The sequence below is a fragment of the Marivirga tractuosa genome, assembly GCF_042140215.1.
Classification (GTDB): domain Bacteria; phylum Bacteroidota; class Bacteroidia; order Cytophagales; family Cyclobacteriaceae; genus Marivirga; species Marivirga tractuosa_A.
Window position 1 is genome coordinate 459,047 of record NZ_CP159478.1, and the last position, 26,989, is coordinate 486,035.

Below are 26,989 nucleotides of genomic sequence, written 5' to 3' on the forward strand. Positions count from 1 at the left end.
TTTCCGCTGATAAAACAAAAAAGCTAATGAATAATATTTTCCCTAAACGCAACATTGTTGCAAATATATAAAAGTTGCGTTAATAAAAAGACCCTTTAAAAAATTCTTTTGTCCTTTAGTGTAATTTTGAAATGCTAAAAATGGATGCCAAGCATTTTTTTAGTAGTATTGGGATATATTTTTAGCTAATAATATGAAGACTATGAAGAAACTATTAATCATGATTCTTATCTGTGCCCCATTTTTATCAGTGGCACAAGAGCAAGAATACAAAGAACGTTTTGAACAATTAGGAACTATGTTGCCAACTCCTAATTCTTACAGAACAGCATCTGGAGCACCAGGAGAGAATTATTGGCAGCAAAAAGCCGATTATTCTATCAAAGTAAAGTTGGATGAATCCTCTAATAAAATTACAGGTTCAGAAACAATTACCTATTACAACCAATCTCCACACTCTTTAAACTATTTATGGTTACAATTAGACCAAAATATGAGAGCAGAGGGTTCTGATAGTGAATTAGTAAGCACTGCTACTTTCTTTAACGACACTATTCCAGCTAAATATTTAGAGCAATATGTTGCCAATGGAGGAAGCTCTTATGATTTCCCAGGCGGATTTAATATTGAGACTGTAAAGAATGCCGATGGTGATGAAATGGATTATTTGGTTCAAAAAACGATGATGAAAATCCGTTTACCTGAAGCTTTAAAGCCTGGAGAGAATATTTCTTTTTCTATCGACTGGAATTACTTTGTGAATGACAGAATGAAAGGTGGAGGAAGAAGTGGCTTTGAATATTTCGAAGAAGACGGAAATTCGCTTTACACTATGGCTCAGTTTTTCCCAAGAATGGCCGTATACAATGATGTAGAAGGATGGCAAAACAAGCAATTCTTAGGTTCTGGTGAGTTTGCCTTAACTTTTGGTGACTATGATGTAGAAATCACGGTTCCAGATGATTTCATTGTAGGTGCTACCGGAATGGTGCAAAACGCAAAAGAAGTTTTAACTAAAGACCAATTCAAAAGGTACGAGAAGGCTTTAAAATCTAAAGAACAAACTTTCATTGTAACTGAAGAAGAAGCCATAGAAAACGAAAAAGAAAAATCTACTTCTTATGAAACATGGAAGTTCAAAGCAGAAAATGTAAGAGATTTTGGTTTTGCTGCTTCCAGAAAATTCATTTGGGATGGTCAAATGGTGGAATTGGAATCTACTAAGCCTTTTGCACAATCATTCTACCCTAAAGAAGGAAACCCGCTTTGGGAAGAGGAATCAACCAAGGCAATTAAGAATACTTTAGAATTATATTCTGAAAGAACTTTTGATTATCCATATCCTCAAGCAACTTCAGTTCATGCCGCTTCAATTGGAATGGAATACCCAATGATTTGTTTCAACTTTGGAAGACCAGATAAAAATGGTGAGTATTCTGTAAGAACTCAATTAGGGATGACTTATGTTATCGTTCATGAAATTGGGCACAACTACTTCCCAATGATTGTAAATTCTGATGAGCGTCAATGGGCTTGGATGGATGAAGGTTTGAATTCATTCTTAGAGTCGAATGTGATGTTTGAATACTATCCTGATTTACCTTATTCAGACAATATTCCACAAGCAGTTACGGGTTACATGAAAAGTAGCAAAGATCAGCAAAGACCGATCATGACAAACCCTGAGCAAGTATTAAGATTAGGGCCAAATGCTTATTCAAAACCAGCTGCTGCATTAAATTTATTGAGAAACACTATCATGGGACCAGAGCTTTTTGATGAATCATTTAAGGCTTATGCTCAAAGATGGAAATTTAAGCATCCAACTCCTGCCGATTTTTTCAGAACGATGGAAGATGCTTCTGCAGTAGATTTAGATTGGTTCTGGAGAGGTTGGTTCTATACAACCGACCATGTTGACGTTAGCGTGGATGAAGTAAAATATTTCCGCATTGCACAGGATGAATCTGATATGGAGAAAAATGCTAAAGCTCCAAAAGGTGATTTAGGTGAAAAAGAAGAGAAAGAATTAAAAACTGATTTTAGTGATCGGACCGATCTTATATTTCTGTTTCAGAAACTCCAGAATTTTGGTTTGGTGAATATCGTTCCAAGGTAGATGATGAAGCCATCAAAGCAAGATATGCCGATAAGCATTTCTATGAAATCACCTTAAGCAATGAAGGCGGATTAGTATCTCCTCTTTTATTCACTATCGAATATAAAGATGGCGAAAAAGAGGAAAAATACATCCCTGCTGAGATTTGGAGAAAGAATGAAGGTAAGACCCGTAAAATGTTAATTTTAGACAAAGAAGTTTCGAAAATTGTTTTCGATCCTGAAGGGGAATTAGCCGATACAGATAAATCTAATAATGTTTTCCCTAAAGAAGAGAGCAAAACCAAGTTGGATGAGTTTAAGGAAAAAGGTGAGTAAAATTCATCCTGATTAAATATTGAAAACCATCCTTTGACACTAAGTCAAGGGATGGTTTTTTTACTGAATCAATTTCTTGTTTTCATCTAAGCCATGTTCAAATTGAAGGGTTATATGTCCAATCGAAAAATTGGTATGCAACAGATCTTCAATTTTCTTCTGAATTTCGTGTGTTTGACTCACATTCAAATCTTCCCTTAAATCAACATGCGCTTCCAAATGGATGGTGTATTCATCCAATTGCCAAACATGGATGTGGTGAATATTTTTCACTTCGTTTAGATGCTCTACCTCCTCTACTAATCGAGGAATATTGATGCCTTCTGGTACAAATTGTAGTAGGATTTTCGTAGATCCCCATAGGAGTTGCCAGGAAGTAGCAATCAAATAGACGCCTATTAAAATTGATAATACTCCATCAACCCAGGTAACGCCATAATATTTCATGGCTAAACCTCCACCTAAAACGGCAACAGAAAATAAAGTATCAGAAAGCAAATGCAGGAAAGCAGATTTCATATTCATGCTATGCTTAGCATCCTTCGCTAAAAATAAAACACTTAGCCCATTGGCAATTATGGCAATGCCTGCTAACCAAATCACTAAGTCATTATTAATTTCCAGCGTCTGGGTAATTTGAAGGCGCTTTATGCTTTCAATAATAATATAGACTGCCACCGCTATGATAACCGCTGAATTGACAAAAGCTGCTAAAACCTCAGCTCTTTTATAACCAAAAGATTTGCTGTAAGTAGCCTCCTTCTTTGCTAAAACTATGGCTACTAGACTGATAATGAGAGCAGCTACATCACTGAAATTGTGCATGGCATCGGATATCAATGCCATAGAATTCCCTACAATTCCTCCAACGATTTGAGAAACTGTAATAATAATGTTGAGTAATATGACCCACTTTAGCCTGCTTTCTTTCTTCATAAGCCTAAAATTAGGAAACTTGTTCAGCTTTGGCTAAATATTCGGATAAGATTTATAGCTGATAGAAAATGCCTACTGAAAGACTATTGGCAAGTAGTCGATCATAATACTTTTCTCTGTTAAACGGGATTAAGGTTTGCATTTGAGCTTGTGATTTTAAGAAAACATTAAACTTTCCTGTATCATACTGAATTCCAAGCCCTAATGAAAAACCTATTCCATTCTGTTCATCAATTCCGTAAGGATCTTCTTCATTAATTTGAAAATTGAGCATGGTGCCTCCTTCCACGAATAAATATTTTAGAAAGGTGAGGTTTGCAAGAATAGGTATGTTTAAATTATCTACTTGAAAATCCCAAGTTTGTAGCTCACCTGTGGTCGAACCATTTTGACTCTGCATACCAATTTGTTGGAATTGTAAACCAGAAATCAAATTAAGATTTTTTGACAATTGATACTTGTAATTTAAATTGTATTGTGCGCCATTTTTAATATGGTATGAAGAAGCGCCTGCTAATTCTGCATAGTCATTAGCTCCTCCACTATAAATATGACTATAAGATAAGCCAAAAGAATGATTTTGAGAATAAGTAAAATGTGATGACAAGGACAAGATTGCAAGCAAGAAGAATAGTTTTTTCATAGGATGTTTTTGAAGGTTTATTTATTGACACAGTCTATAAAAATTTGGTTGGAAAAAGAAAAGCCCTGATCGATATGATCAAGGCTTAAAAATAAAAAAGCTGCAAAAAATTATTTATCCAATTCCAATTGTAAAGACTGTGGCGTAGTTTCTAACTCACCAATTTCAATTTTAGAATCTCCTTTTACTGTAATGGTCGCTTTTATAAAATCTTCTTCCTCAGCTTTATAAATGTTCTCCACATATTTTTGTGGGTTTCTATCAATATAAGGGAACCAGGTACTGTGGATTTGTACCATTACTTTATGTCCTTTTTTGAATGTATGTAGAATATCCTGCAAGGCAATTTCTACTTCATCTTCCTCATTAGGAACAAATGGTTTAGGATCAGCAAAGCTATCTCTGAATCTACCTCTGAAAACTTCTGCTCGTACTAATTGCTGATAATTACCCATCACAATATTTTCAGGGTTGTGCTCATAGCTTTCATGATCACCAGGATAAACGTCTATTATTTTAACGATGAAATCGGCATCAGTTGAAGAAATGGCAACTTTCAATTTAGCTGCAATTTCCCCAGCCAAGGTCAGATTTTCTTCTAACGGATCTGATTCCCATACTAAAACATCAGGCCTGCGTGCTGCATGGCGCTGATCATCCGTCATATATGGACGAGGAGTGAAGGTTAAACTTTCCGTAAATGATGTATAAGGAACTGGTTTAGCGGGATCTGATACATAGCTAAACTCATCGTCATTACTTCCTTCATCATTTATTAAAAGCTTCCCGTTTTGCGCAAATCCTAAAGTAGTTTTTGGAATTTGTGGTGGCCAAACATCAAATTTTTGCCATTTTTTCAAACCAGTATCAAACATATAAGCTTCCGGCAAATCAGGTTTTCCTTCACCATTTCTCAAGAAATGATTAAAGAAGTTGCGCTCAATTTCAGTTTGATAGAAAGTTGAAATACTATCTCCAAAGTAAATATGATTTACAGCCTGAAAACCCTTTTCTCTAGCCCAATCTCCATGACTCCATGGGCCAAAAACGATAGTGTTATAAGCATCAGGACTAGTTTTTTCAATAGTCTTGTAAATATTCAAAGGGCCATATAGGTCCTCTGCATCATACCATCCACCCACAGTCATTACTGCATGGTCAATATCATCTAAGTGAGGAATAATGCTTCTTTTCTGCCAGAACTCGTCATAATTAGGGTGTTCTACGGTTTGCTCCCAAAACTCATTGTCAAAATGAATTTTTTCAGTAATATTTTTCAATGGCCCTAATTCCATATGATAATCATAGCCATCAATAGCATTAGCGGTTCTCATTCTAGCAAAAGCCTCATTATACCATGACTCTGTAGTAGGTTCTTCAGTTTGATAACCAAAAACCGGATAAGCAGCCGTATAACTTTGCAAATAAGCACCATTGTGATGAAAATCATCAAAAAAGAAATCTCCAATAGGAGCTTGAGGTGAACTTGCTTTTAAAGCTGGGTGTGCATCTGGTAAGGCTGCAGCTGTATAAAACCCTGGGTAGCTAATGCCCCATTGCCCAACCTTCCCATTGGTTTTGCCTTTTAAATGTTTTAGCAACCATTCTATGGTGTCATAAGTATCGGAGCTCTCATCAGTTTCTTTTTTATGTTTATTACCTGGGATGTTAGGAGTCATATTGGTGAATTCTCCTTCAGACATCCATCTTCCTCTTACATCCTGATAAACGAAAATAAACTTATCTTCCATTAGGTATTTAGATGGCCCAAGGGAACGCTTATATTCGTCTGGGCCATAAGGTGCAATACTGTAACAAGTTCTTTGCATCATAATTGGGTGGTCACCTTTTTCCTTGGGGGTATAAATGGCAGTATAAAGACGAGTACCATCACGCATAGGAATGTAAACTTCCTCTTTGTCATAATGCTCTTTTACGTAACTGCTTTCCTCTTCCTGCGCCCAAACATTAGAACTAAAAAACAGGCAAAAGCCAATCAAAAATAATATATGTTTCTTCATTTTGAATAAAGTTTAATTTGAAAGGATAAGTTAGCAAATAAGTTTTTTAGATGAATGAGTTGTGGGTAAATTTTGATGGATGGTTGTCAGAGAATATTTGCTGCTTTTTTTGGATGGTTTATTCTAAAAGTTAGACTTTATATTACAATATGCAAAGCATATTTAGGCTTCATAAAAGAAGAATAATCCTTGGCATAAATTTTTTTATCCCCTATTTTGAGTTTTTATTTTAAACTTATAAATGATGGAGCAAAGCCAAATCCAATGTTCAAAATGTAAAACTACACTTAGTCAGGAAGATATTTTTTGCCCGAATTGCGGATATCCTGAAAATGGAGGTCAAGAAGAAAAAGACAAATTTGATTATAGAATAAAATTAAAAATGAATGTGTTGAAAGATGCAAAGAAAAAGCTGAAAAATGTGAAAATATTGCTTTGGGTTCTAGCTGCCTTTCATTTACTAGCGGGCTTATTTTATCTAACACAAGAGCTTACTTTTTATGATGGAATTGGTACTTTAATAGCCTCTATTATATTTATTGCATGCGTTTTTTGGGTGAAAAATCAGCCTTTAACAGGGATTATGGCAGCTTTCGTTTTTTGGATTTTATTGCAGTTATCCGTAGTTTTTGTCGACCCATCATTACTTTTTCACGGCATAATATTGAAAATCATTTTTATAGGTATTTTTGTAAAAGGGATTTCATCTGCTAAAGATTACAAGGAATTTTCACAAAAACTTCAAGTGCTAAATGCTCCAAATGAATGAAGAGGATAGCCCAATTATTGAATGCCATAATTGTGGACAGGAACAAAAATTAGATTATAAGTTTTGCAACAAATGTGGTGCTCAAAATTTAAATAGGTTTAAAGAAAATATAAAAAAAGAAAAACGCTATAATGAGAACTTAAAGTTTTTAGCCAGATATACCTTTATAATTCTTGCCCTTCTAGTAGTATCTTCTTTTACAGGAGAAGGCTTATATCCATTTATTATATGGACAGTTTGTTTTGCAATAGTAGATTTAATCTTTGGGATTATTCAGCCAGAGGTTTGGAAACTTTTTAGCTTAAAAAACATACAAATTAGACCATTATTAGTGATGATAGCCATAGGACTCACTTCAGGTATTTTAGTTTTTTTAAGTATAGAAAAGCTAAACTTGGTGTTAGATATGGAATCTTATAATTATAATGAGATTTTTGAAGGCCTTGAATATTCATTAATTATAGCCATTATTTTAACCGCTGTTTTTCCTGCTATTTTTGAAGAAATGGCTTTTAGAGGTTTTGTATATAATAATCTATCAAAATTAGCTGGCCAAAAATCTGCTATTTGGGGTTCTTCCTTTTTATTCGGATTGGTACATTTTTCACTCTTAAGCCTTTATTGGATTATCCCTTTCGGATTAATCTTAGCATATTTTCGTACCCGTTACAATACGATTATATATGGCATAGTCGGGCATTTTATCCATAATACTACGGTAGTATTATTGGAACATTATGAGGTATTTTGAATTAGAAATTTAAACTATGAAGTCAATTATATTATCTACGGTAATTATCTTTTTAAATCTTTCGGTTTCTGCGCAAAATGTCCCAATCGTTGAACCTGTAAAAATATTTCCTTTGGATTTTGATCAGGCTAAAATTCAATGGGAATTAAGAGAACAAGCTATGCATAAAATGTCTGAAGAAGGTTTAAACTTTGATGAACTGAATAAGGAGGAACAAAGTGCTTTTATGGAATATGGCGAGGTTTACAGCGGTATCTGGGATATAGTAGGAAGTGCATGTAGTTGGTATTGTGGTGGTGGAGTGAAAGAAGTTAGTGCATCGAGTTACCTGAAATCACAAGGTTCAAATAGTTATGAGCCGATAAATGCTCATGATTTGAATTATGAAAATGCTTGGGTAGAAGGGGTTCAAGGATACGGAAAAGGCGAAAAATTAGTTTATACTTTTAGCGGGGCTAATCCCAGAATTACCGACATTATAGTAGTGAATGGCTATGTAAAAAGTGAGAGTTCCTACAAAAATAACTCTAGAGTCAAGAAATTGAAAGTGTATTTAGGTAACCAACCACTGGCTACTTTAAATCTTAGAGATACTATAGCAAATCAGTGGTTTTCATTTGAGCCTATAGGAACTCAAAACCGTGCTAGTTTTGAAGAGATGAAAAAATTACCTGACTGGACACTTACTTTTGAAATAGTTGAAGTTTATAAAGGGGAGAAATATGATGATACTGTTATTTCTGAAATCTATTTTAATGGGACAGATGTTCATTGTTTTGCAGCGGGAACTGAAATTTTGATGGCTGATAATCAAACTAAAAATATTGAAGACCTGCAAATAGGAGACAGCATTCTTTATCATGATTTTACTTCTAAAGAATTGAAAAAAGCCAGAATAGAAAAATTGGAAAAAGTAAATCATCATGATTTAGTTACTTATCATTTTGATGATGGCACTTCAATTACAGGAACTCAAGATCATCCTTTCCAAGTAAAAAATAAAGGCTGGTCATCCTTAAATCCTCAAAAATCAAAACAATATCAGGGTTTTGATGATATCAATATGATTGAAAAAGGTGATGAATTCTTAACCAAAGATAGCAGAAAAACCTTAACTGAGATTGAATATTTGAAAGGTCATCAAGAAACTTATACAATTTCCAAACTGACTGAAGGTGATAATTTTATAGCTAATGAATTCATTGTTGGGGTTGAAGTTTTGAAACCAATGAATTAAGGTTTTTATCCATCCATCACTTTCCTTAAACTGTTTGTCCCCTCAACCGTTTGCCAATAAGTTGTAGTAGATAAAAATATCAATGAAATGAGCATAAATATTCACAAGGCGAATTTATACTAACCGCCTTGTGAATATTTATTGCGAATTCCATAGCCTGTCCCGACTTATCGGGATGGCCGTTGAATAATATAAATATACACATGAATCATATTTTAGCAGTTCAAAACTTAAGCAAAACCTATAAATCAGGGGAGAAATCTTTAACCGTACTTTCTGATATTAACTTTGAAATAGAACCGGGCAGCAGTTGTGCCATTATTGGCCCTTCAGGTAGCGGTAAAACTACTTTACTTGGACTATGTGCAGGCTTGGATGAGGCAGGAACAGGCTCAGTTACGCTAGTAGATGAGCAATTGGAGAAACTTTCCGAAGATGAAAGAGCAGCCGTTCGAAATGCTTCTGTAGGATTTATTTTTCAAAGCTTTAATTTATTACCCACTCTTACCGCTCTGGAAAATGTGATGGTGCCTTTGGAATTATTGGGTAAAAAGAATGTTAAACCAATTGCTGTTGATTTGCTAGAAAAAGTAGGCTTAGGAGACAGAATGCATCATTATGCTTCTCAGCTTTCGGGTGGGGAGCAACAAAGAGTTTCCATTGCAAGGGCTTTTGCCAATCAACCCAAAATTTTATTTGCCGATGAGCCAACGGGAAATTTGGATCAGGAAACTGGTGAAACCATTGAAGCCCTTATCTTTAATTTGAACGAAGAATTAGGCACTACTTTGGTTTTAGTGACTCACGATCACGATTTAGCCAAAAGAACCGATCGAATCCTACAACTCAAAGGTGGAAAACTAATCAAAGATTCCGCAGCTCTAACATCAGAAGACGCTTAAAAAACCATTCTCATGCAAAATTTAAATTGGTTATTGAAAATGGCTTGGCGCGATAGTCGCAGAAATCGTTCGCGTCTGTTTTTGTTTATGAGCAGTATAGTGCTCGGCATAGCAGCACTGGTTGCCATAAATTCATTTGGAGATAATCTTACCCAACAAATAAACTCAGAAGCCAAAGAGCTTTTAGGAGCTGATGTGGAATTGGAAAGCAGAAGTCCGTTTCCTGATTCTCTTTATCAGTTTTTAGAAAATGAAAATCTACAACTTTCCGAAGAAAGGGCTTTTGCCAGCATGGTTTATTTTCCGAAAAATGGTGGGACTCGATTGATAAATGTAAGAGCTGTAGAAGCTAATTATCCTTTTTATGGAAAGATAGAAACCACTCCTTTTGAATCTGCAGAAAACTTCAATACGAAAGAGAAAGCATTAGTAGACCAATCTCTAATGCTTCAATTTAATGTGAATCCAGATGATTCAGTTCGAATAGGAAATCATGTTTTTCCCATTGCAGGCGAAATCAATAAAACCCCTGGTCAATCGGCTATTACTACCACAGTGGCTCCTCCTGTTTTCATCCCTTTCTCCAAATTGGAAGAAACAGGATTGATGCAAAAAGGCAGTCGAATCAATTATAAATTATATGTAAAATTTCCTGATGGAATTGATGATCAAAAATATTTTAATGAGGTTTTAAAGCCTCGCTTGGAAAAGGAAGAAATCCGTTTTGATGATGTGGAGGAAAGAAAAGAAGAATTGGGAGATGCCTATTCTGACCTAACTGGATTTCTTAATTTAACTGCCTTTATTGCTTTGCTTTTGGGCTGTATTGGTGTGGCCAGCTCAGTACAGGTTTATGTAAAAGAGAAAGTAAAATCTGTAGCAATTTTGCGCTGTTTAGGAGCCTCCTCTTTACAAGGAATGTGGATTTTCTTAATTCAAATTGCAGTGATTGGATTGATTGGATCAGTAATTGGTTCCTTGATTGGAAGCAGCATTCAATATTTCCTGCCTAAGCTTTTTGCTGATTTCTTGCCTTTCGAAATTGAATTAAGCTTTAGTTATAGTTCATTTTTCCAAGGTATTTTAATTGGTTTATTGGCTTCTGTACTATTTGCTTTGGTTCCGCTTTTGCAGATCCGTAAAGTTTCTCCATTAAATGTATTGAGAAGTATGGGTTGGGGTAAAACATCCAAAGCCAGTCGCTTTGTATATGTTCTAGTCGTATTATTCGTTTTTGGCTTTTCCTTTCTACAACTTGACTCACTTAAGGAAGCAGCTGTTTTCACAGTTTCATTGCTCTTAGCAGCTTTAATTTTGGTGGGCGTAAGTAGATTAATCATTTGGGCAGTAAGAAAATATTTCCCTGAAAAAGCTGCATTTACTACCAGACAAGGCTTAGCTAATTTATACAGACCAAATAACCAAACCTTAATTTTGGTGGTGACTATTGGTTTGGGTACTGCATTAATCACCACCTTAATGTTGAGTCAAGATTTATTATTGGATAAAGTTAAACTTAGCAGCAGCGAAAATCAACCGAATATGGTGCTCTTTGATATCCAAAGTGATCAAGTGGATGAAGTTATTCAGATAACTGAAAATGACAGCTTACCTGTTATTCAGGAAGTGCCAATAGTCACTATGAAATTGCACAGCTTGAAAGGTGAATCGGTAGAGTCGATTCGTGAAGACACTACAGCTGGTGTGAGAAATTGGGTATTGAGGCGAGAGTATAGAGTGACCTATCGAGATAGCCTAATTGATTCAGAAACAATATTAGAAGGAGAATGGATTGGAAAAGTACAAAACCCCAACGATTCCATATTCATTTCATTAGATCAAGGTTTAGCAGAAGATATGAAAGTTGGATTGGGAGATATTTTAACATTTAATGTTCAAGGCGCTTTGATCGAATGCTATGTTGGAAGCATCAGGGAAATCGACTGGCAACGGGTGCAGACAAATTTCTTAGTAGTTTTCCCTGAAGGAGTACTGGAAGAAGCACCAAAATTCCATGTGCTATTAACTCGCTATGAAAAAGTAGAGAAATCAGCCCAATACCAGCAAAAAGTAGTGAGTAAATTCCCCAATATCTCTATAATCGATTTAGACTTGATTTTAAAAACGGTAGATGAAGTATTGGGAAAAATCTCCTTTGTGATTCAATTTATGGCATTCTTTAGCATAATCACAGGTGTAATTGTACTAATTGGCGCAGTAAATATCAGCAAATTTCAGCGAATGCAAGAAGCCGTTTTATTAAGAACTATAGGTGCCAGCAAAAAACAAATTGTTCGCATCAACTTTATGGAATATTTCTTTTTAGGAAGTATTTCCAGTTTAACGGGTATCATCATCGCCATTCTATCCGCATGGGGATTAGCTTATTTTAGCTTTGAAACTGTTTTCGTACCTAATCTGTGGGCTGTGTTGATTACCTATATTGCCATTACAGGCCTAACCGTTTTCATTGGATTGACCAATAGTAGGTCGGTAGTGAATAAGCCACCATTGGAGATATTGAGGAAAGAGGTGTAATTAAAAGAAAAGTATATTGTACTTTCGGATTAAGTTAAAAATTAGTTGTTTTGCTTTGGTTTATTTATCATTAGCTTATGAAAAAGTAAACCATTTGTTATACTATTAAATAAAAATTATGAAAAATTTAGTAAAAGGATTTTTAATTATTACTCTGTTTTGTTTCAGCGGTGATTTATTTGGTCAGCAGTTTGGCATAAAAGCTGGATTAAATGTATCTAATGCATTACTTAAAGATAATGACCAGACTTATAGTGATAATTTTAATGGTAGAGTAGGGTTTCACGTGGGTGCAACAGCAGAAATGCCTTTAACAGATATGTTTTCATTTCAAACTGGTTTATTGCTTTCCACAAAAGGTTACCGTTCAAGTGAAGAGTTTTCAGGATTTGGTGTTAGTGGGGTCGCTGAAAGTAATGTGGATTTATTGTATCTAGATATTCCTTTGACTGGACGAGCCACCTATGATTTGGGAGGTTTAAAGGTGTTTGGTGTTTTTGGCCCCTCTGTAGGTGTTGGACTGAGCGGAAACCAAAAATATGAGGTTACCTCTGGCGGAAACACTGTAAGCGAAGAAGAAAGTATTGTGTGGGGTTCAGATGAAGACACAGATGACTTTAGAAGATTTGATTTAGGTTTACTATTCGGAGCAGGAGTAGAGATAGAAGGTATAGAACTAGGATTAAATTATAATCTTGGTTTGGCCAACATTTTACCTTCAAATGCTAACGGTAGCAAATTTAGTAATAGAGTTTTTGCGATATCTGCAGCTTATAAATTCTAAAGCTAAGTTTTTATTTCTGTCCTAGCACGCGTTTAGCTGTCGCAACGCGAGCTAGGACAGCTATAGCAAATCATTTGCAGTATTCTTTATCAATCCCCAAGCCCTTTCCAAATGTCCTTTAGTCAATTCAGGATGGCCGCCCACTAATCTCAAAGTATATTTTCCGTTCAGTTTAGTGTGCGTAATAAATATTTTACCAGTGGCATTAACATTTTTCAAAAGCTGCTCATTGAATTTATTAAGATCTTCCTCATTCATCGTCCCGTCATTAAAGCGAAAGCAAAGCAAGTTTACTGGAACTGGTGCCAGCATTTCAAAGTCTGCCGATTTTTTGATTTCTTTTTCCAACCACTTGGCCCATTCAATATGATTATTGATAATTGTCCTGAGTTTTTCAGCTCCAAATTCTCTCAAGACAAACCATAACTTCAATGCTCTAAATCTACGGCCCAATTGTATGTGCCAATCACGATAATTATTTACTTCCTCATCAGCATCTGTTTTGAGGTATTCAGGAGTAATGCTATAGGATTGCTTTAATAAATCAGGCTCTTTTACATAGTATAAGCTGCAGTCAAAATTGACAAACATCCATTTGTGAGGATTAAAAACCATACTATCTGCCATTTCAAGTCCTTTACTCATCCATCTGTGTTCAGGACAAATCAAAGCTGCTCCTGAATAGGCAGCATCTATGTGATACCATAAATGATATTTCTTAGCTATTGCACCAATTTCCTCCAAAGGATCAACAGCGGTTGTGCCTGTCGTACCTAAAGCACCCAAAACCAATAAAGGCTCGTAGCCTGAAACTATATCTTTTTGAATTTTGTCTTCCAGCTTTTCGGGAATCATAGCAAAATTTTCATCCACTGGGATTTTGACTAAATTCTTAGAGCCAAAGCCTGCAATTTTCACATTTTTATCGATGGAACTGTGCGCCTGTTCGGAAGCATATATCCGATACTTTGGCATTCTGAAAAAGCCATTTTCATTTATCTGAAAGTTACTTGCTTTTTCTCTTGCCGTGATTAACGCATTGAAAGTTCCTGTTGAGGCAGTATCTTGGATGGAGCCCGTCCAGTCATTGGATAAACCCAGTAGATCGCGCATCCATTCCATCATGCGATCTTCCAATTCAGTGGCAGCAGGGGAAGTCAGCCACACCATTCCCTGAGTGCCTAAAACAGACATTATCATTTCGCCTAAAATGGAGGCTTTACTTTTTGAGGCAGGGAAGTAGGCGAAGAAATTAGGACTTTCCCAGTGCGTAATGCCCGGCATAATCTTCTCTTCAAAATCCTCAAAAATTTTATTAAAATCTTCTGCTTTTTCAGGAAAGCTATTGGGGAATTGAGCTTTAATTTCACCTGGTTTAACGGAAGATAAAACGGGATAGTCCTCCACATTATCTAAATAATCCGCCATCCAATCTACCATTGAATGGGCATGCTTTCTGAATTCTTCGCTGGTCATCTATAGTTAACTAAATCCTAATCAATCTGTTGAATTCAAATATAAGCTTAATATTTTGATGTAGCTGAAAAGTTGGAATAGTGTATAAATAAAAAAGTCTCTCTAATTTTAACATCAGAGAGACTTTTAATAAAAAGTGATAATCTAAAATTATTACTTCTTTTTGTATTTTTGGTTGAACTTCTCCACACGACCTGCAGTATCCAAGAAAATTTTCTTTCCTGTATAAAAGGGGTGAGAAGCTGAACTAACTTCGATTTTAACTACCGGATATTCTTTACCATCTTCCATTTTGATGGTTTCTTCAGAGGACATTGTTGACCTCGTTAAGAATTTCACGTCTGCTTGAGTATCCCAGAAAACAACTTCTTTGTATTCCGGATGAGTATCTTTTTTCATAACTGCTAAATTAAATTATTGATTTCCAACCAATTCTTTTAAAAGGAATGCAAAAATAAGGGAAGCTTTTGTTCTTTCCAAACCACTAGCTATTTATCCGTGATATATTTTTGGTTATCTTGCACCCGCTAATTTATTCAATATGAAATGAGCATAAATATTCGAGGGCGATTTTATACCAACCGCCAGATGAATATTTATCGCGAATTCCATGTGGCCGTTAAAAACAATCATTATACACATGAAATTATTATTAACCGTTATTGGTCTTTTTTCTTTTCTTTCAGCCTATTCTCAGGCTGTAAATGCTCCTCTTAACCGTGATTACTATCATCTTTTAGAAAGATTGGAGGTAAGGAGCGGGAAATTTTCAGGAAGTTATCACGCTTCGATGAAGGCGTTTAACCGAAAAGAGATAGCCCAATTTTTAGATAGTTTAGACACTGATAATTTGAATAGAAAAGATATATTCAATTATAACTATTTAAAAAATGATAATTGGGAATGGGTAGATAGTGCTGATTACAGAAATAAGAAAGGGATTTTTGGCCATATCTATAAAACCAAACCTGACTTTCTTAATGTGCATAATGATGAGTTTGATTTACACGTCAATCCAGTTTTACAACTTTCCTTAGGACAAGAAAGCCTTAGTGATAATAGCCTTTATACGAACACTAGAGGCTTGGAAGTAAGAGGTCTGATTAATAAAAAACTTGGTTTTTACACTTTCGTAGGTGAAAATCAAGTCGTTTTCCCTGGGCATGTAAATGATTATATAAGCGACTTTAACGCAGTACCCAATGAAGGTTTTTGGAAACCTTATGGAGATAATAATCAAGGGGTAGATTTTTTTACCGCTCGTGGTTATATCTCTTTTCAGGCCACCAAAAACATCAATCTACAGTTTGGCCATGACAGATTTTTCATTGGAAATGGGGAGCGCTCTTTAATATTGAGTGATTTCGCAACGGGTTATTTATTCTTAAAAGCAGAAACCAATATTTGGAAACTAAATTATACCAATCTTTTTGGATTACAAACAGCTGATGTAGTACTAAGAGGGAACCAATTATCAGGTACACAATATCAGTACCCAAGAAAATTTTTATCGCTCCATCACTTAAGCTATAATATTACAGAAAATATTAATATAGGGATTTTTGAAGCCATCATGTCTGGTGATTCATCAGTTGCTCAAAACCCTATAGATCCAGTTTATTTTAATCCTATTATTTTTTATAGAGCTCTTGAACAACAAGATGGCAGCTCCGGAAATGCTTTGGTAGGAATGGACTTCAGAGCCTTATTCTTAAAAAGATTTAGTCTATACGGCCAATTAGTATTAGATGAATTTTTGATCGATAACTTAAGACAGGGAGGCTGGTGGGCCAATAAATGGGCAGTGCAAACAGGTTTGAAATATTTTAATGCTTTCGAAATTCCTAATCTGGATTTACAAGCTGAATATAATGTTGCTCGACCTTTTACCTATGCCCATGATTCAAATTTCACCAATTATGCAAATTATAAACAACCATTAGCTCATCCTTTAGGAGCCAATTTTGAAGAATGGGTAGCTACTTTGCGCTATCAAATTACACCAAGAATTCACTTTCAAGCTAAAGCAGTAATGGCAGAATTTGGTACTGATACTACACAAAACAATCATTTTGGAGGAGATATTTTTAAGCGAAATAATGCTCGCTATAGCCATATTAACCCAGGTACTGGTAGTAGGTGGCAGTTTGGGCATACAATAGGGCAGGGTGAAAGGAATAGTCTAAGTTTTGTGAAAATGACATTGAGTGTAATGCCTTATCATAATGTATTTGTGGATTTGAATTACAGCATCCGAAATCAAGATAGCCAATTTGGAAATAATAACAGTGAAAATAATTTCTATGGAGTTGATTTACGCTGGAATATTCCAAAACGAGAGAACCTATTTTAAAAGCTTTGTGGGTTTAATAAGAAGAAAAATCAGGTAAACTACTTTTTGATTTCAGACTTTTTTGCCATATCGTAACCTTCTTTGAAGGCACTTATATATTTCTCTGTATTCACTAAAAGATGAGTTGCAATTACTGAGATTAAACCAATAAAAAGGCCAATAAGGTAATCTTTATTAAATTTTTCATTTTCTATTTAGTGATGGTTCAAGTAACAAAACTTAAAAAATGCTGATTTTCAAAAAATCATTAAAAATAGTTAAAACAAATTTTCGCAAAAAAAATGTCTGACCTCTTTAAAGTCAGACATTAAGATTTTCCCCAATTTTTGGGAGATTTATTATTTAACTATAAGCTATTAAATCTTTCAAAAGCTGCTTTTTCTAGCTCTTCTCTCGCATCTGGATGTGCAATAGAAGTCAAAGCTTTGGCTCTTTGCTTCAAGTTTTTGCCATAAAGGTCAACTACCCCGTATTCAGTCACAACATAATGAACGTGAGCTCGGGTAGTAGTTACGCCTGCTCCTTCTTGTAAGAAAGGGACGATCTTACTGACTCCTTTTTTAGTAGCAGCTGGCATTGCTAAGATTGCTTTTCCGCCTTCAGATAATGAGGCTCCTCGAATAAAATCCATTTGTCCACCAACCCCTGAAAATTGCATTTTACCAATTGTATCGGCACAAACCTGACCAGTTAAATCGATTTCTATGGCTGAATTAATAGCCGTTACTTTTGGGTTTCTTCTGATAATTGCCGTGTCATTGGTATAGGCAGCTTCTTTCATGTGCACCAAAGGATTATCATCCATAAAGTCATACAGTTTCTGTGAACCTACTGCAAAGCAAGTCACGAGTTTGCCAGTTTTGACTTCTTTTTTGCTACCGTTAATTACACCGCTTTCTACTAATGGTAAAATTCCATCCGAGAACATTTCAGTATGAATACCCAAGTTTTTATGGTTGCCTAAATTTTGTAGTGCCGCATTCGGTATGGCACCTATTCCCATTTGAAGTGTGGCTCCATCCTCTACTAATCCGGCAACATGGGCTCCAATTTGTTGTTCAATTTCAGAAGCTATAACAATGTCATGACCATGAATAGGTTCATTCGCTTCGATAGCATAATCAATTTGACTTACGTGTATGATTCCATCTCCATGAGTTCTCGGCACATTTGGGTTGACTTGCGCGATCACCAGTTTTGCGGTTTGAATAGCAGGAATTGTAACATCAACTGAAACACCTAAAGAGCAATATCCATGTCTATCAGGAGTCGAAATTTGAATAAAGGCTACATCTAAAGGCAAAATATTTCTTCTGAATAGCCAATGCACTTCGCTTAAGAAAATGGGAATATAATCACCTCTACCAGCTTGAATTGCCTTTCTAACATTTCCACCCACAAAAGCACTATTGATTCTAAATGATTTATGATAAGGCTCTTCCGTATAAGCTGCCCTGCCTTCTGTATGCAAGTGCATCACCTCAACATTTTCCAAAGATTGATATCTATTAGCTAAAGCATCTATCAAAGTTACTGGAGTCATGGCTGCTCCTTGAATGAATACTCTATCGCCTGATTTTACGTGTGAAACGGCCTCTTCAGCTGTTACTATTTTTAATGAATTGTCCATATTTCTTGTTGTTTTGCGATTGCAAATTTACTATCCATAAGATAAGTATTCTTGAGCAAAACCAATGAAAAGAATGATTTATGTCAGGGTTTTTTACCATGCATAGAAAAGGTGATGACGCAGATTTATAGCGTATCAATAAAATGAGAAATTTGATTGCAGAGACATCTTAACAGTATCAAGTAGCAAGTATCTTGATTTCCTGCTTCTAGCTTCTAACTCTATAAAAACCTGTTTATATAATTTTAGGGTGATATTTTTCTCCATTTTCACTAAATTTGAAATAAATCCATTTTTAGCATGAGTGAACAGCCATATTTTAACTTAAAAACCGAGTTACTTTTTCCTTTTCAATTTCAAATTTTAGGCTATGTACTCCTATTTGCTGGGCTGGCGCTCATAGTTATCAATATTTGGGCTAGTATTATCTTCATTTTGCTTGGGGGAGCAATAGTTTCGGCTTACTCAGGAATTGAATTTCAAAAAGGTAAATTTCGAGAATATAATGCTTTCTTTTTCATTAAAAATGGTAAGTGGGAACCTTTAAATAATATAGAAAAGATTTTCATTAAGAGCGTTAAAGTTAGCCAGAAATTATACGGCAGAGCGAACCAGAGCTCAACTATTAGAAATGTTGTTTATAAAGCTTTTTTGAAGTTTGAAAATGGACAAACCATATTTTTATACGATCACAAAAATAAAAGCAAAGTGGAAAGTAAACTGAAGGAAATATCCGATTTTCTAAAGACTGAGATTATTGATTACACTAATTAGCTACTTTGGCTTTGCTGATTAACTCTTCAATCCAAGACTCCGCTTCTTCTGAATTTGAGAATATTTTATAAGGAACGGGTTGGTTCTGAAATGAAAAAATCATTTTTAATACTGCTCTTATAGCCATATTTGGAGTAACGTATGCGGTTCCTCTACAATAAGTCTGAATCATTTTCCAATGTTGACTAATCCAAAAAGCTTGCTTTTTCTGAAGCGATGATTTAGGTATAACTGCCTTGCTAGCATCAAAAATAATGGCTAATGCTTTCCTGTCATCATAGCAATTTTCAAGATCCTCTAAATACTGCTGAAAATTTTCATCTGTGCTTTTCTCTCCAGTGAAAGTAACAGTAATGATTGGTTTTCTAGAAGAATCAACTAATGCGTATGGCTTCATTTTAATTAATGATGTAAAATATAAGTAACTACGTAATGTTATGAATGTTTGGATTTGAGAATAATTTCTTGACGATTTACAACTCCTTTATTTTAGTATAAATTATTTTTAACTTTCCAAGTGGTTAATAAAATTGTGTTATGAATAAAATTGTAATTATTATCTTGGTAATCTTATTACCAAAAATTTCTGTTGCCCAGCTTCAGTCTTTTGTTTTTGAACAGAAAGGATATGCTAATGAGAGCCTAGAAAAACCTTATGCATATCAAGTTAAGTATCAAGTCGCACTTTCTAATGATAGCGTTTATGTCTGGGCTGATGATTTGGAATATGCTTTCAGGCATCATAAATCCTTAAATCAATTAACTTATTTTTTTACAAATGAGACTAATGATTCCTATGATGAACTAGGATACTTTTTTGATGAATATCCAATGGCTACTGCTAAATTGGAGATTACAGGAAGAAAGAAGAATTTTTTAGCTTATGAAGCTCAGGAAATAGAATTGACCTATAAGAAAATGAGACTTTTGGCATGGGTAACAAACGAAATCAATGCTAAAACTACTGTATATCCGTTTAAAAATGCAATACATAATATCGGAGGGAAATACCCACTCATTTTTGATAATTTACCAGGCTTCGTAATGAGTTATCAGCTTTTTATGAAGGGTAAGCTATATATAGAAAGTGAAATTTTGAAGGAAGAAAAGATAGAAGAATTACCTAATCTTAAAAAATATACTGAGAGTTGGCTGCCTATAGAAGATATAAAATGGGCTTCAGCCTTAAAGCATAGAAGTAATTCTTTGATAAGCGTGGGAGAAGAATTACCTGATTTTAAAGCATATTTAATTGATGGATCCGAATACAATGCTTCAGATTGGGAAGGATATGTAAAAGTTTATGATTTCTGGGGGTTGTGGTGCCCTGGCTGTAAAATGGAAATTCCTTTTTTAAATGAAATAAAGAAACAATTCGAAGGAAGAAAAGTCAAATTTATTGCATTTGCTACAGATGATATTGCTACTCTTCGTCATTACAAAGCACTTAAACCTTTTGATTATGAAATAGCATATCATGCGGATTATGTAGCGAACAAATTAGGTATTTATGCTTTTCCACAAAGCTTGGTAATTTCAAAGAATAACCAATTAACTTATATGCCTGAGACCACTTTAGCAAAAGAGCTTATTGGCGAAGAGAAAGTTGAAAAGGAAAAGCAAAAATTTATTAACGCTATAGAGCAAGCACTTGCTAATTAATAAAAAAGACCTCTTTTCCAAAATCATAAAATTTGAAAAAGAGGTCTTTTAATACTCCCTCAATAGGAAAATGGCTTAGCCCAATTCGGCCACATTGAAGAATGAATCATCCTTAGCAGGCAATTCAGTTTTCCCCATCAAATATTGATCTACTTCCCTGGCGGCTTCCCTTCCTTCTGATATTGCCCAAACTACCAAAGACTGTCCTCTTCTGGCATCTCCAGCAGTGAATATATTTTCTACATTCGTTTTGTAGCTGTTGGCTTCTACTGTCCCAGCTTGGGTTTTATTCACTCCTAAACTATCTAATAAATGATTTTCAGGATGTGTGAAACCAATAGCTAGTAGTGCAAGCTCACAAGGTACATCTCTTTCCGTCCCTTGGATTTCCACCATATTTTGTCTCCCACCTTGGTTCACCCATTCAATATCCACTAGTGTGATATGGGTCAATTCGCCTTTTTCATTTCCTTTAAATTCCTTGGTCAATACTCCCCATTTTCTTTCACCACCTTCTTCATGAGAAGAGGAAGTTCGCAAAGTCATGGGCCATAGCGGCCACGGATCACTTTCTCCTCTGTTTTGAGGAGGCTTCGGCATCAATTCCAATTGTAAAACAGAGCTTGCATGTTGTCTATGAGATGTTCCTATACAATCCGAACCCGTATCGCCACCACCAATCACGACTACATTTTTTCCTGCAGCAGAGATTTTATCTTCAATAGTATCACCAGCAACTTCTTTATTTTGCATGGTCAGGAAATTCATAGCATAATGAATGCCATTTAATTCCCTTCCAGGGATAGGTAAGTCTCTTGGAACTGTCGAGCCTGTACAAATCACAATGGAGTCAAAATCCTCTTTTAGCATATCAGGATTAATATTTTTGCCGACTTCAGCATTCACTTTAAAGCGAACACCTTCTTCATCCATGATATTTATTCTACGCTCTACGTACTGTTTTTCCAATTTGAAATCAGGAATGCCATAACGTAATAAGCCACCAATTCTGCTTTCTCTTTCAAAAACAGTAACCCAATGTCCGGCTTTATTTAATTGATCAGCAGCTGCTAAACCAGCTGAACCAGATCCGATAACGGCCACTTTTTTACCTGTCCTTTCCTTAGGCGGATTAGGCTTAATATAGCCTAATTCATAGGCTTTTTCAGCTATGGTTTTTTCAATATGCTCAATGGCAACAGCTGGTTTGTTAATTCCCAACACACAACTTGCTTCACATGGAGCAGGGCAAATTCTTCCCGTAAATTCAGGAAAGTTATTGGTAGAGTATAGTATTTCAGCTGCTTCTTCCCAGTTTTCTCGATAAACAGCATCATTAAATTCTGGAATAATATTACCTAGCGGACAACCCGAGTGGCAAAAAGGGATTCCACAATCCATACATCTAGCTGCCTGCTTTTTGGTTTTCACTTCAGGAAATGGCTGATAAATTTCCTTGAAATCTTCCACTCTCTTTCTTGGGGATCTGCTATCGGGCAACTCCCTATCAAATTTTAAAAATCCGTCTTGCTGTCCCATTTATGCTACAATTTTTTCGTTCTCTTTTTGTTTTTCTGCTTTTTTGGCTTCCAAAATGCGTTTGAAGTCATAAGGAATTACCTTGGTGAATTGCGGTAAATATTCCTCAAAATTTTCCAGTACTCTTTTTGCTTTTGGGCTGCCTGTTGCTTGAGCGTGATAACTAATCAAAGTTTTTAATTCTTCAGGATCTTCATCAGAAGGGCTTTCCAGACTTACCATTGCTTGATTGCAATTATCTTTAAAAGCTTTTTTCTCATCCAATACGTAGGCAATACCGCCACTCATTCCGGCTGCAAAGTTTTTACCTGTTTCACCAAGAACCACTACTCTTCCACCCGTCATATATTCACAGGCGTGGTCTCCAACTCCTTCTACCACAGCTCTAACTCCCGAATTTCTTACTGCAAATCTTTCTCCCGCCATGCCATTGATGTAGGCATAACCAGAAGTGGCGCCATAAAAAGCTACATTTCCAATAATAATATTCTCGGATGCATCAAATGCTGAATTTTTAGGAGGATAAATGATTAGTTTTCCTCCAGATAGTCCTTTTCCATAGTAATCATTGGATTCTCCCTCTATTTCAAAAGTGACTCCATTAGCTAAAAAGGCCCCAAAACTTTGTCCTGCAGAACCTTCAAATTTATATCGGATGGTGTCTTCAGGAAGCCCTTCTCCTTTATATTTTTTACTGATTTCATTGGATAAGATAGCCCCAACCGCTCTATTGATATTTCGTATTGGGAAAGTTTCTCTCACCGGTTTTTGACTGTCCATTGCATCTTTAGCAACTTCCAATAATTTCCAGTCTAAAACTTCTTCCAATTCATGTTCTTGTTCAATTTGCTTGAATACACCCACTTGCTCAGGTATGTTTTCTTGATAGAGAATTGGACTTAAGTCTAAATCTTTCAATTTCCAGAAAGGCACATCATTTCTTACTTTCAGCACTTCAGAATGGCCTACCATTTCATCTATCGTTCTGAAGCCAAGTTGTGCCATGATTTCTCTTAAATCTTCGGTTAAGAATTTGAAGAAATTCACCACATGTTCAGGATCTCCTGTGAATAATTTTCTTAATTCTGGGTTCTGGGTGGCAACACCAACAGGACAAGTATTGGTATGACATTTCCTCATCATAATACAACCTTCCACCACTAAGGCAGCGGTGGAAATCCCCCATTCTTCAGCACCGAGAAGTGTTGCAATAGCTAAATCTCTACCGGTTCTCATCTGACCATCAGTTTGTACCGTAATTCGACTCCTCAAATTATTTTTTACCAAAGTTTGATGGGCTTCTGCCAAGCCTAATTCCCAAGGCAATCCGGCATGGCGAATAGAACTCAGAGGTGATGCACCCGTTCCGCCATCTGCTCCGGAAATCAAAACTACATCTGCATTGGCTTTAGAAACTCCAGCGGCTACAGTTCCTACTCCTGCTTGAGAGACTAATTTTACATTAATCCTAGCAGCTCGATTGGCATTTTTTAAATCATAAATCAATTGCGCCAAATCTTCAATGGAATAGATGTCGTGATGAGGAGGAGGTGAAATTAATCCTACACCAGGAGTGGAATGTCTTACCCGTCCGATCCATTCATCTACTTTATGACCTGGTAATTGACCACCTTCCCCAGGTTTAGCTCCTTGAGCCATTTTAATTTGTAATTCATCGGCATTGGTCAAATAATAACTGGTTACTCCAAACCTACCGGAAGCCACTTGTTTGATGGCCGATCGCTCCCAGTCTCCGTTAGGTTTTACCTCAAAGCGCACTTCATCTTCTCCGCCTTCACCGCTATTACTTTTCGCACCAATCCTGTTCATGGCAATAGCTAAAGTAGAATGAGCTTCATGTGAAATTGAACCAAAAGACATTGCACCAGTCGCAAATCTTTTCATGATTTTTTCAGCGGGTTCTACTTCTGATAATGAAATAGGAACCCGTTTTTTGAAATCAAAAAGCCCTCTTAAAGTCAGGGTATCTTTTACCTGATCATTAATTTTGGAAGCATATTTTTTATACAGTGAGAAATTTGATGTTCTTGTAGAATGTTGCAATAAGTGTATGGTTTCTGGATTGAAAAGATGCTTTTCACCTCTTAATTTCCATTGGTAAACGCCACCAACTTCAAGGCCTTTTCTCACTTGCTCGTTTTGAGGGAAAGCTTGCAGATGTCTTACCAAAACTTCTCTTGCCAAGCCGTCAAAATCAATTCCTTCAATTCTGGATATGGTACCAGTAAAACATTTTTCAATTACAGTAGAATGCAATCCTAATGCTTCAAATATTTGTGCACTTTGATAAGATTGCAAAGTACTGATGCCCATCTTGGATAAGATTTTCAATAATCCATATCCAATGGCTGTTTGATAATTGGCAACGGCTTCTTCTTTGGTGATATCTTCACCCAATAGCTTTTTATCATGTAAATCTTCAATGGACTTGATTGCCAAATATGGGTTGATAGCACTTGCTCCATATCCAATAATGGTAGCAAAATGATGAGTTTCTCTCACATCTCCCGCTTCAATTACTAAACCTGTTTTTGTCCTTAAATTGAGTTTCACCAAATGCTGATGTACTGCACCTGTTGATAGTAAAGATGGAATAGGAGCATGATTTTCATCAATATTTTTGTCGGAAAGGATCAAAACCACTTTTCCATTATTAGCAGCCTCTTCTGCTTTTGTACATATCGCATTTAAACCTTCTTCCAATCTTCCCGGAGCTCCATCAGCTTTGAAAACACAATCGATGATTTCAAAATCGAAGCCTATGTCTTTCAGATACATAAACTTAGCAATATCGGACTGGAGCAAAACAGGTTGAGAAATATGCACTTGTTTAGCGTGTGCTGGAGTTTCTTCCAAAATATTTAAACTTTCCCCAACTCTTGTGAACAAAGACATCACCATTCTCTCACGAATCGGATCGATTGGCGGATTACTTACTTGGGCAAATAACTGTTTGAAATAATTGGCGATATGTTGGCTTTGCTTACTTAAGATTGCCAAAGGAGTATCTGCACCCATTGAGCCAATCGGTTCTGTAGCACGAACTGCCATATCAGCCAAAATAACTTTTAATTCCTCAGAAGTATAACCATAGGCTTTTTGTTTCCTCAAAAGAATATCACCTGAAATTTTCTCAGTCTTAATTTCAGGGGCAGGTAAATTTCTTAATTTTACTCTATGCGCTACAATCCAATCTTGATATGATTTATTAGCGGTAACGCCTTGCTTAATTTCTTCATCGAACAATACTTTTTGTTGTTCAATATCAGCCATCAACATTTTTCCGGGCTGTAATCTTCCTTTTTGAATTATATCATCAGAAGCAACTGGTAAAGCTCCTGCTTCAGAGGATACTATTAATCGACCGCTTTTGGTAATGCAGAATCTTGAAGGCCGTAATCCATTTCTATCTAATGTGGCGCCTACTTTTTTTCCATCTGTAAAAATCAGAGCGGCAGGGCCGTCCCAAGGTTCCATTATGGAAGCATGATATTTATAAAATGCCTTTCGGTCTTTGTCCATCATGCTGTTATCTTGCCAAGCTTCTGGCACTAACATCATTAATATATGCTCCAATGGACGTCCATCCAACACTAACATTTCTACTATTCCGTCTAAATTAGCGGAATCGGAATGTTCAGGATTGGTTACGGGCAATAATTTTTCCAACTCGCCATCCGAGAAAACTTTAGAATCAAAATTTGCTTCTTTAGATTTCATTTTAGTCACATTACCTCGGATGGTATTGATTTCCCCATTATGCGCTATAAACCGGAAAGGCTGTGCTAATTTCCAGTTGGGGAAAGTATTAGTGGAAAAGCGAGAGTGAATGATCGCAAAAGCGGATTTAAAACGCTCATCCCTTAAATCATCAAAATATTCTCTCAATTGATTGGTTCTCAATTGCCCTTTATAAATAACTGTGTTAGTAGAAAGGCTACATACATAAAAGGCTTTATTATTTCCTTGTACATTGTGCCCAATATAATGTGTACTGTAATTTCTGAGGACGAATAATTTACGTTCTAATTCATCAGCACTTATATCCTTTTCTGGCTGTATAAAGACTTGTTCAATTAATGGCTCTACAGGTTTAGCACCAGAACCAGGTACTTTTTCATTAACTGGTATTTCTCTGTATCCTTTTATTTTTAAACCTAATTCTTGAGCATAATCATCAAGTACGGCTTTACATTCATCCGCCACCTTTATCATTTTAGGGAAGAAGAAAATTCCAGTTCCAACTGCTTTATTTTTTTCCAGTGAGATGCCAGCATCTTCTGAAGTCCATTTAATGAAATGCTCATCAATTTGTAACATGATTCCAGCTCCATCACCAGTTTGTTTATCTGCTCCGGTACCGCCACGATGTTCCATATTTTCCAACATATCCAGCGCATCCTGAATGAGTTGGAATTCCTTATTTCCATTAATATTAACGATTGTGCCTATTCCGCAGGCATCATGTTCAAAAGCTGGGTTGTAAAGAGAATTATTGTGCATAAATTTGATAGTCA

The 26,989-nt window shown here is 35.8% G+C and carries 20 protein-coding genes; 11 read left to right on the top strand and 9 right to left on the bottom strand.

Going from position 1 to position 26,989, the window contains the following annotated elements:
* Positions 1-202: 202 nt before the first annotated feature.
* Both ABWH96_RS01990 and ABWH96_RS01995 read left to right on the top strand, forming a co-directional pair.
* Entirely contained in the window at positions 203-2,119 is a 1,917-nt protein-coding gene (locus ABWH96_RS01990; RefSeq protein ID WP_375579873.1) for a M1 family metallopeptidase, read from the top strand.
* A gap of 176 nt (positions 2,120-2,295) precedes the next feature.
* Positions 2,296-2,436, top strand: coding sequence for a hypothetical protein (locus ABWH96_RS01995; RefSeq protein ID WP_375579874.1), 141 nt, complete (start codon positions 2,296-2,298; stop codon positions 2,434-2,436).
* A 60-nt stretch (positions 2,437-2,496) separates the two neighbouring features.
* Here the strand turns inward: ABWH96_RS01995 and ABWH96_RS02000 are convergent, their stop codons facing one another.
* The 3 genes from ABWH96_RS02000 to ABWH96_RS02010 all read right to left on the bottom strand — a co-directional run bounded on the left by ABWH96_RS02000 (position 2,497) and on the right by ABWH96_RS02010 (position 6,036).
* On the bottom strand, positions 2,497-3,372 hold the full coding sequence (locus ABWH96_RS02000; protein WP_375579875.1) for a cation diffusion facilitator family transporter: 876 nt from the start codon (positions 3,370-3,372) through the stop codon (positions 2,497-2,499).
* A 52-nt stretch (positions 3,373-3,424) separates the two neighbouring features.
* A complete protein-coding gene (locus ABWH96_RS02005) occupies positions 3,425-4,015 on the bottom strand; it encodes a hypothetical protein (RefSeq protein WP_375579876.1) in 591 nt (196 codons plus the stop codon).
* A gap of 110 nt (positions 4,016-4,125) precedes the next feature.
* A complete protein-coding gene (locus ABWH96_RS02010) occupies positions 4,126-6,036 on the bottom strand; it encodes a CocE/NonD family hydrolase (RefSeq protein WP_375579877.1) in 1,911 nt (636 codons plus the stop codon).
* Between the two features lie 241 nt (positions 6,037-6,277).
* On the opposite strand from ABWH96_RS02010, the gene ABWH96_RS02015 reads away from it, so the two are divergent.
* From ABWH96_RS02015 to ABWH96_RS02040, 6 genes are all read left to right on the top strand, one after another.
* Entirely contained in the window at positions 6,278-6,805 is a 528-nt protein-coding gene (locus ABWH96_RS02015) for a zinc ribbon domain-containing protein (RefSeq protein WP_375579878.1), read from the top strand.
* Positions 6,798-7,556 (top strand): CPBP family intramembrane glutamic endopeptidase, encoded by a 759-nt coding sequence (locus ABWH96_RS02020; protein ID WP_375579879.1) that lies wholly within the window; start codon positions 6,798-6,800, stop codon positions 7,554-7,556. The genes ABWH96_RS02015 and ABWH96_RS02020 overlap by 8 nt, the downstream gene beginning before the upstream one ends.
* 16 nt (positions 7,557-7,572) lie before the next feature.
* Positions 7,573-8,793 (top strand): Hint domain-containing homing endonuclease, encoded by a 1,221-nt coding sequence (locus ABWH96_RS02025; RefSeq protein WP_375579880.1) that lies wholly within the window; start codon positions 7,573-7,575, stop codon positions 8,791-8,793.
* 203 nt (positions 8,794-8,996) lie between these two features.
* Entirely contained in the window at positions 8,997-9,695 is a 699-nt protein-coding gene (locus tag ABWH96_RS02030; protein WP_375579881.1) for an ABC transporter ATP-binding protein, read from the top strand.
* Between the two features lie 12 nt (positions 9,696-9,707).
* Positions 9,708-12,233: an ABC transporter permease gene (locus ABWH96_RS02035; protein WP_375579882.1), complete on the top strand. Its 2,526-nt coding sequence runs from the start codon at positions 9,708-9,710 to the stop codon at positions 12,231-12,233.
* Positions 12,234-12,351: 118 nt separating this feature from the next.
* Entirely contained in the window at positions 12,352-13,017 is a 666-nt protein-coding gene (locus ABWH96_RS02040) for a porin family protein (protein ID WP_375579883.1), read from the top strand.
* 60 nt (positions 13,018-13,077) lie between these two features.
* On the opposite strand, the gene ABWH96_RS02045 is transcribed toward ABWH96_RS02040, so the two are convergent.
* The gene (locus tag ABWH96_RS02045) at positions 13,078-14,493 is read right to left on the bottom strand and encodes a pyridoxal phosphate-dependent decarboxylase family protein (protein ID WP_375579884.1); all 1,416 of its coding nucleotides are present in this window, start codon (positions 14,491-14,493) and stop codon (positions 13,078-13,080) included.
* A 153-nt stretch (positions 14,494-14,646) separates the two neighbouring features.
* Entirely contained in the window at positions 14,647-14,892 is a 246-nt protein-coding gene (locus ABWH96_RS02050) for a type B 50S ribosomal protein L31 (RefSeq protein ID WP_375579885.1), read from the bottom strand.
* A gap of 241 nt (positions 14,893-15,133) precedes the next feature.
* Between ABWH96_RS02050 and ABWH96_RS02055 the strand changes: the two genes are divergently transcribed.
* Entirely contained in the window at positions 15,134-16,846 is a 1,713-nt protein-coding gene (locus tag ABWH96_RS02055; protein WP_375579886.1) for a capsule assembly Wzi family protein, read from the top strand.
* Positions 16,847-17,192: 346 nt separating this feature from the next.
* Here the strand turns inward: ABWH96_RS02055 and ABWH96_RS02060 are convergent, their stop codons facing one another.
* The gene (locus ABWH96_RS02060) at positions 17,193-18,476 is read right to left on the bottom strand and encodes an acetyl-CoA hydrolase/transferase family protein (RefSeq protein WP_375579887.1); all 1,284 of its coding nucleotides are present in this window, start codon (positions 18,474-18,476) and stop codon (positions 17,193-17,195) included.
* 300 nt (positions 18,477-18,776) lie between these two features.
* Here ABWH96_RS02060 and ABWH96_RS02065 point away from each other — a divergent pair, with 300 nt between their 5' ends.
* Positions 18,777-19,250, top strand: coding sequence for a hypothetical protein (locus tag ABWH96_RS02065; RefSeq protein ID WP_375579888.1), 474 nt, complete (start codon positions 18,777-18,779; stop codon positions 19,248-19,250).
* Here the strand turns inward: ABWH96_RS02065 and ABWH96_RS02070 are convergent.
* Positions 19,243-19,647 (bottom strand): STAS/SEC14 domain-containing protein, encoded by a 405-nt coding sequence (locus ABWH96_RS02070; RefSeq protein ID WP_375579889.1) that lies wholly within the window; start codon positions 19,645-19,647, stop codon positions 19,243-19,245. The genes ABWH96_RS02065 and ABWH96_RS02070 overlap by 8 nt on opposite strands.
* A gap of 140 nt (positions 19,648-19,787) precedes the next feature.
* Here ABWH96_RS02070 and ABWH96_RS02075 point away from each other — a divergent pair, with 140 nt between their 5' ends.
* The gene (locus tag ABWH96_RS02075) at positions 19,788-20,912 is read left to right on the top strand and encodes a TlpA family protein disulfide reductase (RefSeq protein WP_375579890.1); all 1,125 of its coding nucleotides are present in this window, start codon (positions 19,788-19,790) and stop codon (positions 20,910-20,912) included.
* Between the two features lie 75 nt (positions 20,913-20,987).
* Here the strand turns inward: ABWH96_RS02075 and ABWH96_RS02080 are convergent, their stop codons facing one another.
* Together ABWH96_RS02080 and gltB are read right to left on the bottom strand one after the other, a co-directional pair.
* On the bottom strand, positions 20,988-22,451 hold the full coding sequence (locus ABWH96_RS02080; RefSeq protein WP_375579891.1) for a glutamate synthase subunit beta: 1,464 nt from the start codon (positions 22,449-22,451) through the stop codon (positions 20,988-20,990).
* Positions 22,452-26,975, bottom strand: coding sequence for a glutamate synthase large subunit (gene gltB, locus ABWH96_RS02085; protein WP_375579892.1), 4,524 nt, complete (start codon positions 26,973-26,975; stop codon positions 22,452-22,454). It abuts the gene before it with no gap.
* Positions 26,976-26,989: the final 14 nt, after the last annotated feature.

Bases quoted from the DNA above. Each gene is read 5' to 3' on its own strand.
- ABWH96_RS02045 (WP_375579884.1), bottom strand. From the start codon at position 14,493: ATGACCAGCGAAGAATTCAGAAAGCATGCCCATTCAATGGTAGATTGG.
- ABWH96_RS02050 (WP_375579885.1), bottom strand. From the start codon at position 14,892: ATGAAAAAAGATACTCATCCGGAATACAAAGAAGTTGTTTTCTGGGAT.
- ABWH96_RS02020 (WP_375579879.1), top strand. From the start codon at position 6,798: ATGAATGAAGAGGATAGCCCAATTATTGAATGCCATAATTGTGGACAG.
- ABWH96_RS01990 (WP_375579873.1), top strand. From the start codon at position 203: ATGAAGAAACTATTAATCATGATTCTTATCTGTGCCCCATTTTTATCA.
- ABWH96_RS01995 (WP_375579874.1), top strand. From the start codon at position 2,296: ATGTTAATTTTAGACAAAGAAGTTTCGAAAATTGTTTTCGATCCTGAA.
- ABWH96_RS02055 (WP_375579886.1), top strand. From the start codon at position 15,134: ATGAAATTATTATTAACCGTTATTGGTCTTTTTTCTTTTCTTTCAGCC.
- ABWH96_RS02035 (WP_375579882.1), top strand. From the start codon at position 9,708: ATGCAAAATTTAAATTGGTTATTGAAAATGGCTTGGCGCGATAGTCGC.
- ABWH96_RS02040 (WP_375579883.1), top strand. From the start codon at position 12,352: ATGAAAAATTTAGTAAAAGGATTTTTAATTATTACTCTGTTTTGTTTC.
- ABWH96_RS02005 (WP_375579876.1), bottom strand. From the start codon at position 4,015: ATGAAAAAACTATTCTTCTTGCTTGCAATCTTGTCCTTGTCATCACAT.
- ABWH96_RS02025 (WP_375579880.1), top strand. From the start codon at position 7,573: ATGAAGTCAATTATATTATCTACGGTAATTATCTTTTTAAATCTTTCG.
- ABWH96_RS02075 (WP_375579890.1), top strand. From the start codon at position 19,788: ATGAATAAAATTGTAATTATTATCTTGGTAATCTTATTACCAAAAATT.
- ABWH96_RS02060 (WP_375579887.1), bottom strand. From the start codon at position 18,476: ATGGACAATTCATTAAAAATAGTAACAGCTGAAGAGGCCGTTTCACAC.
- ABWH96_RS02030 (WP_375579881.1), top strand. From the start codon at position 8,997: ATGAATCATATTTTAGCAGTTCAAAACTTAAGCAAAACCTATAAATCA.
- ABWH96_RS02000 (WP_375579875.1), bottom strand. From the start codon at position 3,372: ATGAAGAAAGAAAGCAGGCTAAAGTGGGTCATATTACTCAACATTATT.
- gltB (WP_375579892.1), bottom strand. From the start codon at position 26,975: ATGCACAATAATTCTCTTTACAACCCAGCTTTTGAACATGATGCCTGC.
- ABWH96_RS02070 (WP_375579889.1), bottom strand. From the start codon at position 19,647: ATGAAGCCATACGCATTAGTTGATTCTTCTAGAAAACCAATCATTACT.
- ABWH96_RS02065 (WP_375579888.1), top strand. From the start codon at position 18,777: ATGAGTGAACAGCCATATTTTAACTTAAAAACCGAGTTACTTTTTCCT.
- ABWH96_RS02080 (WP_375579891.1), bottom strand. From the start codon at position 22,451: ATGGGACAGCAAGACGGATTTTTAAAATTTGATAGGGAGTTGCCCGAT.
- ABWH96_RS02015 (WP_375579878.1), top strand. From the start codon at position 6,278: ATGATGGAGCAAAGCCAAATCCAATGTTCAAAATGTAAAACTACACTT.
- ABWH96_RS02010 (WP_375579877.1), bottom strand. From the start codon at position 6,036: ATGAAGAAACATATATTATTTTTGATTGGCTTTTGCCTGTTTTTTAGT.